Source organism: Amycolatopsis thermoflava N1165, assembly GCF_000473265.1.
Classification (GTDB): Bacteria; Actinomycetota; Actinomycetes; order Mycobacteriales; family Pseudonocardiaceae; genus Amycolatopsis_E; species Amycolatopsis_E thermoflava.
This window is the reverse complement of record NZ_KI421511.1, coordinates 1,315,768-1,330,647: the sequence shown is the minus strand read 5'-3', so window position 1 is coordinate 1,330,647 and position 14,880 is coordinate 1,315,768. Positions and strand designations below refer to the sequence as shown.

The 14,880-nt window shown below is 72.7% G+C and carries 14 protein-coding genes; 6 read left to right on the top strand and 8 right to left on the bottom strand.

Going from position 1 to position 14,880, the window contains the following annotated elements; genetic code table 11:
* Positions 1 to 49: 49 nt before the first annotated feature.
* The gene (locus tag AMYTH_RS0106590; protein WP_027929625.1) at positions 50 to 682 is read right to left on the bottom strand and encodes a TetR/AcrR family transcriptional regulator; all 633 of its coding nucleotides are present in this window, start codon (positions 680 to 682) and stop codon (positions 50 to 52) included.
* 100 nt (positions 683 to 782) lie between these two features.
* Here AMYTH_RS0106590 and AMYTH_RS0106585 point away from each other — a divergent pair, with 100 nt between their 5' ends.
* The gene (locus AMYTH_RS0106585; protein ID WP_051362578.1) at positions 783 to 1,664 is read left to right on the top strand and encodes an alpha/beta fold hydrolase; all 882 of its coding nucleotides are present in this window, start codon (positions 783 to 785) and stop codon (positions 1,662 to 1,664) included.
* Between the two features lie 10 nt (positions 1,665 to 1,674).
* Here the strand turns inward: AMYTH_RS0106585 and AMYTH_RS50820 are convergent, their stop codons facing one another.
* The gene (locus tag AMYTH_RS50820; RefSeq protein WP_027929623.1) at positions 1,675 to 3,231 is read right to left on the bottom strand and encodes a phosphodiester glycosidase family protein; all 1,557 of its coding nucleotides are present in this window, start codon (positions 3,229 to 3,231) and stop codon (positions 1,675 to 1,677) included.
* 256 nt (positions 3,232 to 3,487) lie between these two features.
* On the opposite strand from AMYTH_RS50820, the gene AMYTH_RS0106575 reads away from it, so the two are divergent.
* Complete coding sequence (locus AMYTH_RS0106575; RefSeq protein ID WP_027929622.1) at positions 3,488 to 4,339, top strand: SGNH/GDSL hydrolase family protein; 852 nt, start codon at positions 3,488 to 3,490, stop codon at positions 4,337 to 4,339.
* A 46-nt stretch (positions 4,340 to 4,385) separates the two neighbouring features.
* Here AMYTH_RS0106575 and AMYTH_RS0106570 read toward each other — a convergent pair whose 3' ends face one another.
* Complete coding sequence (locus AMYTH_RS0106570; RefSeq protein WP_027929621.1) at positions 4,386 to 6,095, bottom strand: BCCT family transporter; 1,710 nt, start codon at positions 6,093 to 6,095, stop codon at positions 4,386 to 4,388.
* 358 nt (positions 6,096 to 6,453) lie between these two features.
* Between AMYTH_RS0106570 and AMYTH_RS44195 the strand changes: the two genes are divergently transcribed.
* A complete protein-coding gene (locus AMYTH_RS44195) occupies positions 6,454 to 6,984 on the top strand; it encodes a LytR/AlgR family response regulator transcription factor (protein WP_157360549.1) in 531 nt (176 codons plus the stop codon).
* Between the two features lie 15 nt (positions 6,985 to 6,999).
* Here AMYTH_RS44195 and AMYTH_RS0106560 read toward each other — a convergent pair whose 3' ends face one another.
* The gene (locus AMYTH_RS0106560) at positions 7,000 to 7,365 is read right to left on the bottom strand and encodes a winged helix-turn-helix transcriptional regulator (RefSeq protein WP_027929620.1); all 366 of its coding nucleotides are present in this window, start codon (positions 7,363 to 7,365) and stop codon (positions 7,000 to 7,002) included.
* Positions 7,366 to 7,464: 99 nt separating this feature from the next.
* Here AMYTH_RS0106560 and AMYTH_RS0106555 point away from each other — a divergent pair, with 99 nt between their 5' ends.
* Positions 7,465 to 8,292: an alpha/beta fold hydrolase gene (locus tag AMYTH_RS0106555; RefSeq protein WP_027929619.1), complete on the top strand. Its 828-nt coding sequence runs from the start codon at positions 7,465 to 7,467 to the stop codon at positions 8,290 to 8,292.
* On the opposite strand, the gene AMYTH_RS0106550 is transcribed toward AMYTH_RS0106555, so the two are convergent.
* Positions 8,263 to 9,498 carry an MFS transporter gene (locus tag AMYTH_RS0106550; RefSeq protein WP_027929618.1) on the bottom strand — a complete coding sequence of 412 codons (1,236 nt, stop codon included), beginning with the start codon at positions 9,496 to 9,498 and terminating at the stop codon, positions 8,263 to 8,265. The two genes, AMYTH_RS0106555 and AMYTH_RS0106550, sit on opposite strands and share 30 nt — an antisense overlap.
* Positions 9,499 to 9,525: 27 nt before the next feature.
* Positions 9,526 to 11,094, bottom strand: a complete 1,569-nt coding sequence (gene mdlC / locus AMYTH_RS0106545) for a benzoylformate decarboxylase (protein ID WP_027929617.1) — start codon at positions 11,092 to 11,094, stop codon at positions 9,526 to 9,528.
* A gap of 98 nt (positions 11,095 to 11,192) precedes the next feature.
* Between mdlC and AMYTH_RS0106540 the strand changes: the two genes are divergently transcribed.
* Together AMYTH_RS0106540 and AMYTH_RS0106535 are read left to right on the top strand one after the other, a co-directional pair.
* Complete coding sequence (locus AMYTH_RS0106540; RefSeq protein WP_228684612.1) at positions 11,193 to 12,119, top strand: LysR family transcriptional regulator; 927 nt, start codon at positions 11,193 to 11,195, stop codon at positions 12,117 to 12,119.
* A 45-nt stretch (positions 12,120 to 12,164) separates the two neighbouring features.
* Positions 12,165 to 12,611, top strand: coding sequence for a nitroreductase family deazaflavin-dependent oxidoreductase (locus tag AMYTH_RS0106535; RefSeq protein ID WP_027929615.1), 447 nt, complete (start codon positions 12,165 to 12,167; stop codon positions 12,609 to 12,611).
* Between the two features lie 17 nt (positions 12,612 to 12,628).
* On the opposite strand, the gene AMYTH_RS0106530 is transcribed toward AMYTH_RS0106535, so the two are convergent.
* Positions 12,629 to 14,191, bottom strand: coding sequence for an alkaline phosphatase family protein (locus tag AMYTH_RS0106530; RefSeq protein WP_027929614.1), 1,563 nt, complete (start codon positions 14,189 to 14,191; stop codon positions 12,629 to 12,631).
* Entirely contained in the window at positions 14,176 to 14,874 is a 699-nt protein-coding gene (locus tag AMYTH_RS0106525) for a CDP-alcohol phosphatidyltransferase family protein (protein ID WP_027929613.1), read from the bottom strand. The genes AMYTH_RS0106530 and AMYTH_RS0106525 overlap by 16 nt, the downstream gene beginning before the upstream one ends.
* Positions 14,875 to 14,880: the final 6 nt, after the last annotated feature.

Sequence of the window (14,880 nt, the reverse complement as noted above, 5' to 3'; positions counted from 1 at the left end):
CCCACAACGCCGACCAGAAACTCCGCAGGTCAGTACATCGAAACAGGCGCTAGGCCCGGCGCAGCCCCCAGGCCACGAGGTCCGCCGCCAGCGACAGGAGTTCCGCCAGCCCCTCCTCGTCCTCACGCAGTTCGTCGGGGCGCCAGGCGAGGCTGATGACACCGTTCCAGCTCGCCCAGAGCACCTTCGCGGCCTTGCGCGCGTCGAGCGGCCGGATCAGCCCCGCCGCGATGCCCCGTTCGATCGCGTCGATCATGCGCGCGTTCTGCTCGTCCACCCGGTGCGCGAGCCGCGCGGCGGTCTCGGCCGCAGCGGAGTAGTTCCCCAGCGGCGCGGGGAAGGCGAGCATCCGGAAGAACTCCGGCTGCTCGAGGTAGAAGCGCAGGTACTGCTCGGCGGCGGCTTCGAGCTGCTCGACCGGCGAGCGGTCCGGCGTGTAGGCGCGGTCCATGTACTCGCGGTCCACGTCCAGCGCCCGCTCCACGACCGCGGCGTGCAGGCCGGCCTTGGACCCGAAGTTGTTGTAGATCGAGCCGACCGCGACCCCGGCCCGCTCGGCGATCTCCTCGACCGTCACCTCGTCGACCGGGCGGCGGGCGAAGACCTGTTCGGCAGCCGCGAGCAGGGCGTCGATCGTCCGCTGCTTCCGCGGATCGCGCGCCTTGACGTCCCCGGTGGTCATGCCGGACACCCTACGCGTTCCTGCATTCGTTGTAAGAACTCCCCGGGCCTGCTACCGTGAACCCGCTCTTGCAACGATTGCAAGAACAGGGAGGCAACCCATGTCCCAGCGCGCTGAGATGCGGTCAGTGCGGGTCGACGGCGCCCGGATCGCCTACGTGGATCTCGGTGACCCCGCCGCCGAGCCCGTCGTGCTGCTGCACGGCTATCCCGCGAACCACCGCGCCTGGCGCCACCAGATCCCGGCGCTCGCCGAGCACCACCGCGTCCTCGCCCTCGACTGGCTCGGCTGGGGCGTCTCGGAACGGCCGACCGATCTGCGGTTCGACTACGACACCGAGGTCGCCCGCCTCCGGCGCGTCCTGGACGCCCTCGGGATCGGCGACGGCAACCTGTTCGGCCACGACTACGGCGGCTTCCTCGCCCTCGGCTTCGCCCAGCGCCACCCCGAGCGCGTGCGGCGGCTCGCGATCCTCAACAGCCGCGCCCACCGCACCTTCGTGCCCGCCTGGTACGCCGTGTTCTCCCTGGTGGGCCTGCTCGGCCGCAGCCCGCTCGCGAACGCGTTCGCGAAAGTCCTGCCAGTGGCCGGAATCAACTACGCGGCCCTGCGGAAACCGGTGCGGGACGGCGTCTTCGACCGCGAGACCCTGGACGACTACCTCGGCTGGATGCGCGATCCCGAAGGCGCCCGCTGGGTGCTGCACTACTTCAGCCAGTACCGCGTGTCCGCCCGCGCCGACCTCGCCGCGGGGCTGGGCGGCATCCCGTGCCCCACGGCGATCGTGTGGGGCACCGGCGACGACTACCTGCGCACCACGATCGCCGAGGAGCTCGCCGCCGGGATCCCCCGCGCCGAACTCACCCTGATCCCGGGCGGCGGGCACTTCGTCATGGAGAAGGCGCCCGACGAGGTCCTCACCGCCCTGCGCCGGCTCCTGGCCCGCGAGCGCACCGGCGCCCAGGTCTCCGGAAGCGAGTGACCCAAGGGGCTCAGGGCAGCACCGCGACCACGTCGCCGACCGCGCGCTCCCCCGCCGCGTCCGATGGCTTGTTCACCACCGCTCCGGCGACGACCATCGCGCTGGAGCCGCCGCCGTCGAGGTTCAGCGCGTCCACCGCGCCGAGCGACCGCATCAGCCGCGCGCCCTCCACCAGCGTCACGCCCTCGCTCACCCCGGGCTGCCGCCCGTCGACGGTCACCAGGAGCAGACGGCCACGCGCGTCGATGCCGGCCATCGTGCGCGGCTGGCGCTGCTGCGACCACGCGTAGCCGAACGACAGGTCCCGCGGGTCGAGCACGCCTTCGGTCGCGGCGTCGACCGCGAGCCGGCCGTCGCGGAGCAGCAGCGGCGCGGCGCTGACCACCGAGCGCGGCGTCACCGTGGGAAAGCCCGAGGCCTCCCGCACCCGCGAGTCCACCAGCAGCCGCTGCCCCACCACGGCGTGCGCGGCCAGCCAGTCCGCCGACGCCCCGATGCCCTGCACCGCGGACTGCCCGGGCAGCAGCACGCCGCCCCGCGCCCCCGCCGAGACCACCACGCCCGAGGCGTCGAGCACGACCTGCGTGCCGGCCCCGGCAGGCAGCGCCGCGCCGAACGCGTCGGTGAACAGCACCAGCTCGTCCGCGCTGGTGCAGGTGAAGTCCTGGCGCGGCGCGGTCGTCGGCACCGCGCCGGGCCGCCCGCAGTTGCGCAGCACGCCGGGCTTGCGGTTGACGCCCTCCACGGCGTGCGCGGCCCCGCCGGACCGGACGGTGACCGTGGAGGTCAGGTTCGCGATCCGCGCCGGCCCCGGTCCCAGCACGAGCGCCGCCCGCGATCCCGCCGACAGTGACTCCAGCCGCCCGTCATAGGCCGCCAGCCCGGCAGGCACGCCCTGGTACCCGTCGGCGTCGGAGGTCACGAAGAACCCGCCGTTGACGGCCACCAGCGCACCGAGTTTCGAGGCCAGGGTGGAGGTCTTCTCCCGCGTCGCGACCGTTTCGCCGTGGGAGGCCGCGACCGAACCGCGGAACGCCCGCGGGTCGACGACGGCGACGTGCACCCGCTCGGCGTCCGGGGCCTGGTCCACGTCGTAACCGGTCCAGGCCGCCGTCGCGGTCGGGAAGCCCGCCGCCCGCAGCGCCGTCACCGTCGTCTGCGCCTCGGCCTGCGTGGCGAACTTCCCGGTCCGCACCCGCACGCCCGCGACCCCGCGGGGCGTGTCAGTGTAGGACGGCCAGCGCACGACCTCCTGCCGGGCCGGGAATCCCGCTGCCGCAAGGCGATCCGCCATCGCCGAGGCCCACTCCGCGCTGCCCACCTCGGCGACCGTCGCGGCGCCCGTGAGCACGTTCGTCGCGGGCGCGGCGACGGTGACAGTCCAGTACGGCGCGGTCGGCCGCTGCAGCACGCCCGAGCGCACCTCGACGCCCGGCGCGACCGCGGTCGTGGTCCAGGCCAGGCCGTCCCCGCCCCAGCCGGCTTCGGGCGCGGCCTGCGCCGGGGCGGGCAGGGTCGCGGCGACGAGCGCCAGGCAGGCGGCGGCCTTGATCTTCAACGCGAGCACGCGGGGCAGTCCAGCCGCGCCACCCGACCGGCAGCCGACCGCGAGCCGTAGCGCGGGTGAACGTCAGCGGAAGGATCAGCGCGCCGGAGTTGTCACACCCGTGATGGCCAGGATCGCGAAGTCTTGGCGCGACCGCACGAGGGAGCCGGAAAGCCCCTGTCCGGCGCCTTGACAAGCGTTTCGCGGATGCCGGACGATCGCTTACCTACTCGCCAGTAGATTACGGCACCCGCCAACGACGCCCGGGAGACCAAGCATGCCCCGCCGACTCGCCGCGACCCTCGCCGCGGCCACCGCGACCGCCACCCTCGCCGCCGCACCCGCCGCCCACGCCGACTCCCTCGACTACGTGGCGCTGGGCGACTCCTACAGCGCCGCCTCCGGCGTGCAACCGTCCGATCCGGACGCTTCCCCGCTGTGCCTGCGCTCCAGCCGCAACTACCCGCACGTCCTCGCGGACGAGATCGGCGCGAACCTCACCGACGTCACCTGCGGCGCCGCCGAGACCAGGCACTTCACCGCCGCCCAGTACCCGGGCGTGCCGCCGCAGCTGGACGCCGTCGACGCGGGCGCCGATCTGATCACGATGACCATCGGCGGCAACGACAGCGGCGTGTTCATCGGCGCGCTGCTGGCCTGTGGCTCGACCGGCATCCTGGCCGGCGGCAAGGGCAGCCCCTGCAAGGACACCTTCGGGACCAGCTTCGAGGACACCGTGCGGAACAAGACCTACCCGGCGCTCGTGGAGGCGCTGCGAGCCGTGCGGGACAAGGCTCCCGACGCCGAGGTCGCGATCCTCGGCTACCCGTGGATCCTGCCGGCGACCGGCGGCTGCTTCGACAAGATGCCCGTCGCGGAGGGCGATGTGGCGTACCTGCGCAGCCTCCAGGCCACGCTCAACGACGCGGTCGGCCGCGCCGCCGAAGAAACCGGCGTGACCTACGTGGACTTCTCCGTTGCCTCCGAAGGGCACGACGCGTGCCGGCCCGCGGGCGTCCGCTGGATCGAGCCGTTCCTGCAGGGCACCAACCCGGTGGTGGTGCACCCGAACGCCCTCGGCGAGGCCGAAATGGCCGCCGAGACGCTCGAGGCGCTCGGCCTCGACTGACCCGCGATCCGGCCACCCGGGCGCGGGCCCGGGTGGCCGTGGCGGATCAGGTCCGGCGGGCGCGCAGGCGGCGGCGCCTGCGCTCGTCGCCGGTGCGCTCCTCGTGGATCTCGGCCAGCGAGCGCAGCATCTCGCGTTCCCGGATCACCATCGGATCGCTGCGCAGGTCCCGGTACAGGGACACGCACAGCCCGATCATCACGACGACGAACGGCACCGCGACCAGGATGGTGAGGTTCTGCAGGCCGGTCAGCCCGTCCTCGCCGCCGACGAGCAGCATCACCGCCGCGACCGCACCGGTCAGGACACCCCAGAAGATCACCGCGTTGCGGTGCGGGTTGACCGATCCCTTCTGCGACAACGTGCCCATCACCACCGACGCGGCGTCCGCGCCGGAGACGAAGAAGATCGACACCAGGATCATCACCAGGATCGCCATCGGGACGAACCACGGCAGGTGCTCCAGCAGTGTGAAGGTGGCGGACTCGGAACTGCCCGCGCCCGCGATGTCCACACCGGACCGTTGCTTCTGGATCGCCGCGCCGCCGAAGATCGCGAACCAGACGAGGCTGACCACGCTCGGCACCGCGATGACGCCGAGGACGAACTGGCGGATGGTGCGGCCGCGGGAGATCCGGGCGATGAACATGCCGACGAACGGGGTCCAGGAGATCCACCAGGCCCAGTAGAAGACCGTCCAGCCGGACAGCCAGGTCTGCATCTCCGCGCCGCCGGTCACGCCGGAGCGACCGGACATCTCGGCCAGCTCGCGGAAGTAGTCGCCGATCGCGCTGGGCACCAGGTTCAGGATCAGCACCGTCGGGCCGACGACGAGCACGAACACCGCGAGCAGCGCGGCCAGCACCATGTTGATGTTGGACAGCCACTGGATGCCCTTGGCGATGCCGGACACCGCCGAGGCGATGAACGCGACGGTGAGGATCGCGATGATGCCGACGAGCAGGCCGGTGCCCGGGCTGTCGATCCAGCCGACCGACGCCATGCCGCCGCCGACCTGCAGCGCGCCGAGGCCCAGCGAGGCGGCCGAACCGAACAGCGTCGCGAAGATCGCCATCACGTCGATCGCCTTGCCCAGCGGGCCTTCGGTGCGGCGCTTGCCGAGCAGCGGCGCGAACACCGAGCTGATCAGCTGGCTGCGGCCGCGGCGGAACGTGCTGTAGGCGATGGCGAGGCCGACGACCGCGTAGATCGCCCACGGGTGGACGGTCCAGTGGAACAGGGTCGTGGCCATCGCGGTGTGCACGGCCTCGTCGGAACCGGCGGCCGCGGTGCCCGGCGGCGGGCTGGCCAGGTGCGACACCGGTTCGTACACACCGAAGAACATCAGGCCGATGCCCATGCCGGCGCTGAACATCATCGCGATCCACGACGCGGTGCGGAACTCGGGTTTCTCGTCGTCCCGGCCCAGCCGGATGCGCCCGTAGCGGCTGACCGCCAGCGCGACGACGAAGACCACGAAGCCGCTCGCGGCGAGGACGAACGCCCAGCCGCCGTACGGGATGACCGCGTCGTTGAGCACGGTGTCCGCGATGTTCGCCAGGCTGCTCGGCGAGGCGACCCCCCAAACGATGATCGCCAGCGCCAGTGCCGCGGCGACCCCGAACACCGTGCGGTCGGTGCGCGGCGGGCCCGCCGCGTCGCCGACCGGAGGCACGTGCTCGTCCGGGAGGTGCCCGGCGATACCGGTCTCCTCGGGAACTCTTGCGCGGGCCTCGGTTTCAGAGTCAGCAGACATACGCACGCGCCGTCGCGAGAGGCGCGGCCTCCTTTCGCAAGCGGTAACCCGAACGGGTCAAACCTAAATCATTGGTCGACCTACCGTTACCGATGGGGAGGAAATGGGCAACCTCAAGGCCCGGTTTCCGGGTGCTCGTTGGCGGCACTACCTGCGGAATGGCAGGTTCGACACAGTTCGGACACGACCGGGGCGGGAACGATGTTCAAGAGCGCGCGATTGTGATCAAGGTCGCATCGTGACGGTCGCTGCGCCGGACGGGTGACGGAAGCGTCGATCAGCGCCGTCCGGTGTTGCGCGCCGGGCCCTCCGCCCGACATCGTGAACAACCTGGGGGCCTCCAGGAGAGGAGGAGCCGTTGACGCGCGACAGTTCACCCGCCGCTGATCGAACCCGCAACGCCCTCTCCGGCACCGTGCACAACGCCCTGCAGTTCCGCGACGTCCAGGGCAGCGTCTACATCAACACCGACGCCGCCGCCACTCCGGAAGCGGCGTCACACGGCGGGTTGCACGTGATGGCCGTCGACGACGAACCGCACGGGCTCGACGAACTGGTGCACCTGCTCCAGGAGGACCACCGGATCGCCAAGGTCACACCCTTCACCGACACCGTGGACGCCGTGCGTTACCTGGGGCGCCCCGACGATGACGAGCCACTGGACGGCGTGTTCCTCGATGTGCGGATGCCCGGACTCGACGGCCTCCACCTGGCTCGCCTGGTCTCCCGGTTCGCCGTCCGGCCGGGCGTCGTCCTGGTCACGGCGTACGAAAGCCACGCGGTCGACGCGTTCGACTTCGAAGCCACGCACTACCTCCTGAAGCCGGTGGCGCGGGCGAAGGTGGCCCAGGCCGTCGACCGCCTGCTCAAGTGGCGGCCGTCCCGCTGACGGCGCGATCGGCCTTCAGGATCCCTCCGCCACCCGGTCGATCTCCGCCATGTGCGTCTCCGCCCAGTCGCGCACCACCGCGAGCGCCGACTCCAGTGACAGGCCCAGGTCGGTGAGCCGGTAGTGCACGCTGGGCGGCACTGTCGGCTCCACGCGCCGCTCCGCGAGGCCGTCCCGCACGAGGCTCTGCAGCGTCGCGGACAGCATCTTCTGCGACACCCCGGGCATGCGCCGCCGGAGTTCGGCGAAGCGCACCTCGCCCGGGGCGGCCTCGGCGAGGACCTTCACGGCCATCGACGTCCACTTCGTGCCGATCCGGTCCAGCAGCCTGCGCGTCGGGCAGGCCGGGTCGAACAGGTCACCCCTGCGCCCCCTGGTCACCTCGAACTCACCACCTGTGCGAGAAGTGCCGTCTTCCCGGCTCACCACCGGTTACCTACGTTGACGTGGTCACCAATGGTAACCAGCACGAGGAGCACCATGCCCGTCGCCCTGAGCAGGGTCCGCACCAACGGCATCGAGACCACCGTCGCCACCGCGGGCAGCGGCCCCGCCGTCCTGTTGCTGCACGGCTTCCCCCACACCTGGCAGCTGTGGCGCGAGGTGCTGCCGGCTCTCGCCCGCACCCACCGCGTCATCGCCCCGGATCAGCGCTGGACCGGCAGCGACGCCACCGGCGGCTACGACGCCGGCACGCTCGCCGCCGATGCGCTGGGCATCCTGGACGCCCTCGGCGAACCGTCGGCGACCGTCGTGGGCATCGACGCCGGCACCCCGCCCGCGGCCCTGCTCGCCCTGCGGCACCCCGGCCGGGTCCGCCGCCTGGTCGTGATGGAGTCGCTGCTGGGCACGCTGCCCGGCGGCGAGGACTTCCTCGCGGCCGGGCCGCCGTGGTGGTTCGGGTTCCACGCGGTGCCCGGCCTCGCCGAGGAGGTCCTCGCCGGTCACGAAGCCGCCTACCTGGACTTCTTCCTCGCCGCGGGCACCCGAGGGCGGGGCGTCCCGGCCGGCGTCCGGGACGCCTTCGTCTCCGCCTACACCGGCACCGCCGCCCTGCGCCGCGCCTTTTCCTTCTACCGGGAGCTGCCGCGCACCGCCGGGCAGCTCGAGGCGACGGTGCGCGAGCACCGCCTGACCGTCCCCACCCTGGCGGTCGGCGCGCACCCCGTCGGCGACGCGCTCGCCCGCCAGCTGCGGCCGGTCACCGACGACCTGACCAGCCGGCTCATCCCGGACTGCGGGCACATCATCCCGCTCGACCGGCCCGCCGAGCTGCTGTCAGTGCTGGAGCCCTTCCTGCGCGGGTGACGCCGGCGCCACCGCAGCCGCCTCGCGCTTGCCCGAGCCCAGCAGCAGGATCGCACACAGGCCGAGCGCCGCGACGACCGCGAAGAAGTAGAAGCCCCACGGGTAGGCCACGCCGGCGGTCACCAGCGCGCCGGTCACGAACGGGCCGAGGATCGACCCCAGCCGTCCGATCGCCGACGTCATCCCGAGCGCGGTGCCCCGCGCCTGCGCCGGGAAGGCGTGCGCGACGTAGCCGTAGATCAGCACCTGCGCGGAGAACACGAACACGCCGGTCAGCAGCACCAGCGCGTTGAGCACGAAGCTGTTGCCGATCTTCAGGCTCAGCAGCGCCAGCAGCACCGCGCCGGCGCCGAACCAGATCCGCGCGATCGGCCGGATCCCGAACCGGTCGGCGATCGTCCCGGCGAGCACCAGCCCGATGACCGCGCCGATGTTGAGCACCAGCAGCAGCGTGATCGACGTGGACAGCGGGTAGCCCGCGGTGCGCATCAGCTGCGGCAGCCAGGTGTTCAGGCCGTACACCAGCAGCAGGCCCATGAACGAGCCGGTCCACACGGCGATGCTGATGCGCCGGAACTTCGGCCCGATCAGGTCGCGGACGCTGAACTTCTGCGCGTCCTGCTTCGCCTCCAGGTAGGCGGCCGACTCGGGCAGCTTCCACCACATGATCGGCACCACGAGCAGGCCGGCGATGCCGCCGCCGTAGAACAGCACGTGCCAGTTCTCCACCGCGGCCAGCGCGAGCAGCGAGGTGAGCACCGCGCCGACGTGGTAGCCGGTCATCGTGAAGGTGGAGGCGCTGGCCCGGCGCCGCGCGGGCAGGTTCTCCGACATCACGGTCAGCGCGACCGGCATGCACGCGCCGAGGCCCAGCCCGGCGACGAAGCGGAACACGCCGAAGGTGGCCACGTTCGGCGCGAGCGGCAGCACCAGCGTGAACACCGAGAACAGCAGCACCGAGCCGATGAGCATGATGCGCCGTCCGAAGCGGTCGGTCAGCGGGCCGAGCGCGGCGGCGCCGACCGCGACACCGATCAGCGACACGGTGGCCACGGCGGTCGCGCCGGCCGCGGTGAACCCGAGGTGCCCGGTCTTGAGCAGGGTCGGGATCGTCGCGCCGAGCGCGACCAGGTCGTAACCCTCGAGCAGGACGGTCAGCCAGCACAGCACCGCCGTCCAGGCCGAGCGGGTGGGAGACGTCGTCATTGCCGTTCTCCTTGTGGGGTGTGGGGACTAGGGCGTGGTCAGTTCGGTGTCCACCTGGATCAGGCGGGGTCCGGCGGGCGTGGTCTTCAGCTGGGCGCGCAGGTCGTCCACATCGGACACCGTGGTGGCAGGCACGCCGTAGCCGGCGGCGATCGCGGCGAAGTCCAGGCCGGGGATCTCGGTGCCCGGCACGTCCGTGGTGCCCAGCAGGTCCGCGAACCAGCGCAGCGCGCCGTAGGTGCCGTTGCGCAGGATCACGAACGTCACCGGCACCCGGTACCTGGCCGCGGTCCACAGCGCGGTGATGCCGTAGTTCGCGGAGCCGTCGCCGATGACGCCGACCACCGGGCGGCCGGGCAGGCCCATGGCGACCCCGACCGCGGCGGGCATGCCGAACCCGAGGCCGCCTGCGGCGGGCCAGAAGTAGGAGCCGGGGCGGCGCAGGTCCATCTGCCGCCACCACGCCGAGTTGGTCGACGTGGACTCCACCACGTAGGCGGTGTCGGCGGGCTGGGTCTCGCGCAGCGCGGCGAACACCTGCTCCGGGTGCAGCGCCCGCTCCCCGGTGGCCGCCGCCGGGTTCGGCACGAACGCCGTCTCCCCCTGCTCCCGGGCGGGCAGCCGGGCGAGCAGGCCGTCCAGGACCGCGCCCGCGCTCGCGACGAGCGACTCCCCCATCGGCGCGCGGGCCGCCTCGCCCGGGTCGTCGGTGACCTGGACCAGCGTGGCCCCCTCGGGCAGGAACGGGCCGGGCACGTGCTGGTGGTAGCGGAACACCGGCGCGCCCAGCACGAGGACCAGGTCGTGGCCGTCGAGTTCGGCCGACACCGAGCCGATCCCGGCGGGCAGGACGCCGCGGAACAGCGGGTGCCGGTTGGGGAACGGCAGCCGGTGCGGCGACGGCGCCACCCACACCGGCAGGGCGCGGTGCTCGGCGAAGGCCACCGCGCGGTCGAAGAGCCCGAGTGCGTCGATGTCGCCGCCGAGCACCAGCACCGGGTTGCGTGCGGTGTCGAGCCGTCGCGCGAGGTCGTCGAGCTGGCCGTCGTCCGGCGACAGGCCGCGGCGGACCGTGCGGTCGAGGACCGGGTTGTCGTCGATCTCGGCGGCCCAGTCGTCGTAGGGCACCGACAGGTAGGTGGGGCGGCGCTGCAGTTCGGCCTCGAACACGGCATGCGCCAGCGAGCGCGGCACGTCGCCGGGGCAGCTGGGCTCACCGGACCAGCCGACCAGCGGGCGCATCAGCTGGGTGGCGTCGACGTTGGCGAGCATCGCCTCCAGCCCGATCGCCGAGCGGACCTGCTGGCCCGCGGTCAGGACCAGCGGCGATCGGGAGTAGACGGCGTTGGTGAGGGCGCCCATCGCGTTGCCGGAGCCGGCGGCGGCGTGCAGGTTGACCAGCACCGGGCGGCCGGTGGCCTGGGCGTACCCGTCGGCCATCCCGACCACGACGCCCTCGTGCAGGCCGAGGACGTAGGTGAAGCCGTCCGGCAGCCCGGCCAGGAACGGCAGCTCGTTCGAGCCGGGGTTGCCGAAGATCGTGGTGAGGCCACGGCGTTCCAGGAACTCGTGGGCGACCTTCCGGACTGTCGGCATGCGCGGTGTCCTCCTCGGCACTGGGGTTGCCCCGAGGGTGGCAGATCATCCGCCCGTGCTCCAATCAATGTTGCCGACGGCCCTCATAGACGGGATCGATGATGCGCGACTTCGACCTCAACCTCGTGCGGACGTTCGTGCTGCTCTACGAGACGCGCAGCGTCACCGCGACCGCGGAGTCGTTGCACGTCACACAGCCGACGGTGAGCTACAGCCTGCAGAAGCTGCGCCGTCGCTTCTCCGACGAGCTGTTCCGGCGCACCGGCGGCGGCCTGGCCCCGACGACGACCGCGCAGGCCCTGTACCCGTCGCTGCACCACGCGCTGGCCGAGATCGAGTCCACGCTCAGCGGCGCGCACACGTTCGACCCGGCGACGGCGCGCGCCCGGTTCACGCTGTGCCTGTCGGACCTCGGCGAGGTGTCGCTGCTCCCCCGGCTGATGGCGGCACTGCCGTCGCGGGCGCCCGGGGTCACGCTGACCGTGCGGCCGCTGGACGTGGACAGCGCGGTGGACCAGCTCGGCCGCGGCGAGATCGACGCGTTCGTGGCGTCCCCGCTGATCAGCTCGCAGCGGGTGGCGCGGATCCCGCTGTTCGCGGAGGGCTACGTCGGCATGGTGGCCGCCGGCCACCCCCGGCTGCGCGGCACCTCGGCGACGCTCGCCGACCTGACGCGGGAGCAGCACATCGCGGTGTTCGGTCCCACCGGGCACCACGGCCCGCGCCGGGCGCTGGAGGCGCGTGGCCTGCTGGACCGGGTGGTGCTGGAGGTGACGCGGTTTTCGACGCTGCCGTACCTGGTGCAGGACAGCGAACTGGTCGCGATGGTCCCGCGTCTGGTCGCGGACGTCTTCGCGGCCGACCACCGCGTGCGGCTGCTGGAGCTGCCGTTCGACATCGAGCCCGCACAGGTCTCGGTGTACGCGCGGCACGGCCACGCCCGCACCCCGGCGCAGCACTGGCTGACCGGGTTCATGCACGAGGTCCTGTCCGAACCGGCCATCCGGGAATCACTCCGGTCGTGACCGCGTTGCCCGCGGAAAGCGATCTTGACCGGAAGGACCCCGCGGATGCCGCTGACAGGTGAGTACGAGCCCGGCACGATGACGATGTCCCGCAACCAGGTCGAGCAGATCGAGAGCTCGGGCGGCACGCAGGGCGTCGCGATGCACGGGATGCGGGTGATCGTGCTGACGACGATCGGCCGGAAGTCCGGGAAGCTGCGCAAGGCGCCGCTGATGCGCGTCGAACACGACGGGGTCTACGCGGCCGTCGCGTCGCTGGGCGGGGCGCCGAAGAACCCGGTCTGGTACCTCAACGCCCTGGCCGACCCGCGGGTCGAGGTGCGCGACGGCGAGCAGGTGCTCGACATGATCGCGCGCGAGGCGGCGGGCGCGGAACGCGAAGTGTGGTGGCAGCGCGCGGTCGAGGTGTTCCCGCAGTACGCCAAGTACCAGGAGTCGACGGAACGGCGGATCCCGGTGCTGCTGCTGGAACCCGCGGCCGCGCCGCACTGACGACAACCGGCACCGGATCACGTGCCGAAGGCGGTCAGGAACCGGTCCCGGAACGCGCTCATCGGCCACACCGGCGCGTCCGGGCCCGGGCGGAGCCCGTCCTGCCAGCCCCATCCGGTGATGCGATCGAGCACAGCGGGATCGCGCGCCACCAGCGTCACCGGCACGTCGCGGCTCGCGCCCTCGCCGGTCACCGAGGTGTTCGGCTGGTGGTCGCCGAGGAACACCAGGACCAGGTTGTCGTCGCCGAAGGTCTCCACGTAGGAGATCAGCGCGGACAACGAATACTCGACGGCGTCGCCGTAGGCGGCCCGCACACGCGCCGGATCGGACCACACCTCGTCCACCGACGGACCGGTGTGCGTGAACGTCGAGCCGTCGCCGACGGCGCCCCAGTCCACCATCCTCGGCAGCGGCGCCCACGGCCAGTGGCTGGACACCAGGTCGAGCTCCGCCATCAACGGCGCGTGCCCGGGCGTCATCTCGTCGCGGTGGAACGCCGACAGCGTGAACTGGTCGGGCATCGCCGCGTAGGAGTAGTTCGGGCCGCGGTAACCGATGTTGCGCCCGTCGTAGAGCCGGCCGAACCGGTAGACCGCGCCCTCCGGCCAGTCCGCGCCGTTCTCCGGCTGCACGTTGACCGTGCGCCAGCCCGCCCGCGCGAACGCGCCGGACAGGGTCAGCCGGTCGCTGCCCACGAAGGTGCGGTAGCGCTGCTGGTTGTCCACCCACAGCCCGGACTCCATCGTGGAGTGCGCGAGCCAGCTGCCCCCGCCGCTGGTCGAGGACGTGAGGAACGCGCTACGTGCGCTGAACCCGGCGGCCCGCAACCGGTCGGAGCCGGAGTCGAGCAACGCGGCCACCCCGGGGTCGTCCAGCGCGACCCGGCCGTAGCTCTCCACGAAGGTGAGCAGGAAGTCCTTGCCCCGCAACGAGGTCAGCAACCGCTCCGGCGGCGTGTCGCGGAAGGCGTCGGTGGCCATCTCGGCCGCGAACTCCTGCTGGTCCGCCAGGTCCGAAGCGACCGCGCGCACCTCGCGGTAGGCCAGCGCGGCGGTCGTGCGGGACGCCAGCGGCAACCCGGTCAGCGCGGCCGCGATCCACACGACCGCCAGCACGGCGACCACCCGCGCCGACACCATGCGGTGGTCCGCGGCGAGCCGCGCCAGCCGCGTCGCCGCCCAGGTCGTCAGCAGCACCAGGGTGACGGCGGCCAGCACCGCGCCGGCCACTGCGGCGACTCGCGCGAAGCCGCCGAGCAGGCTCAGCGCCGGCCCGGCGAAGCTCCAGTCGAACACCAGGCTGAACGGGCGGTCGAACGCGCGGTGGAACCCGATGTCGGCGATCTTGAACAACACCAGCACCCCGAGAACGGCACCGGCCACCGAGGCCACGATCCGCCGTCCCCGCGGCGGCAGGACCAGCACCAGCGCGACGCCGGCCACCGCCTCCACCGGGATCCGCAGCAGCGTGGCGGGCCCGAACAGCGCCAGGTTGTTCGGCACGACCAGGGCAGCGACGACGAGCACGCACGCGAACACGTCCGCCGCCACCCGGCGCGCGGTCACCGGTTCCGCCACAGCGTCCCCACATCCCGGCCGAACGACCACACCAGCGCCGCCAGCGCGCCCCCGGCCACGACCACCGCCGCGGGCCGGGGCAGCACCCCGGCGACCACCACGACCAGGGCGATGCCCTGCGCCGCGGCGACCGCCTTGCGCGCCAGGTTCGGCGTCAGCGGCCCGCGCATCCACGGCGCGAGCCACCCGGCCACCACGAACGCGTAGCGCATCGCGCCGATGAGCAGCACCCACGGCCCCAGCGCGAGCGCGACCGGCACGCACAGCACGAGGATCAGGAACGCGTCCACCTCCATGTCGAACCGCGCGCCCAGCGGCGACACGGTCCCGGTGCGGCGGGCGACCCGGCCGTCGACCGCGTCCAGCGCGAGCGCGACCGCCGCCAGCACGACCAGCACCGGCCCGGACAGCCCGGCGGCGACCAGCGCGACGACGCCGCCGACGAGCGTCGCGCGGGCCAGCGTGACCCGGTCCGCGGGCCCCAGCACCAGCCGGCCGGACCGGCGCAGCGCGGCGCCGAGCAGGCCGAACAACGCCGCGCCGTAGGCGGCGCCGGCGAGCCAGCCCAGCACCCCCAGGCCGAGGGTCATCGCGAGCACGTTCAGCAGCACGATCAGGCCGCACGCCGCCAGGGCCTGTTCCTGGCCGGCGGCAACCGTGCCACGCTGGGTCTGGACGATCATGGTGAT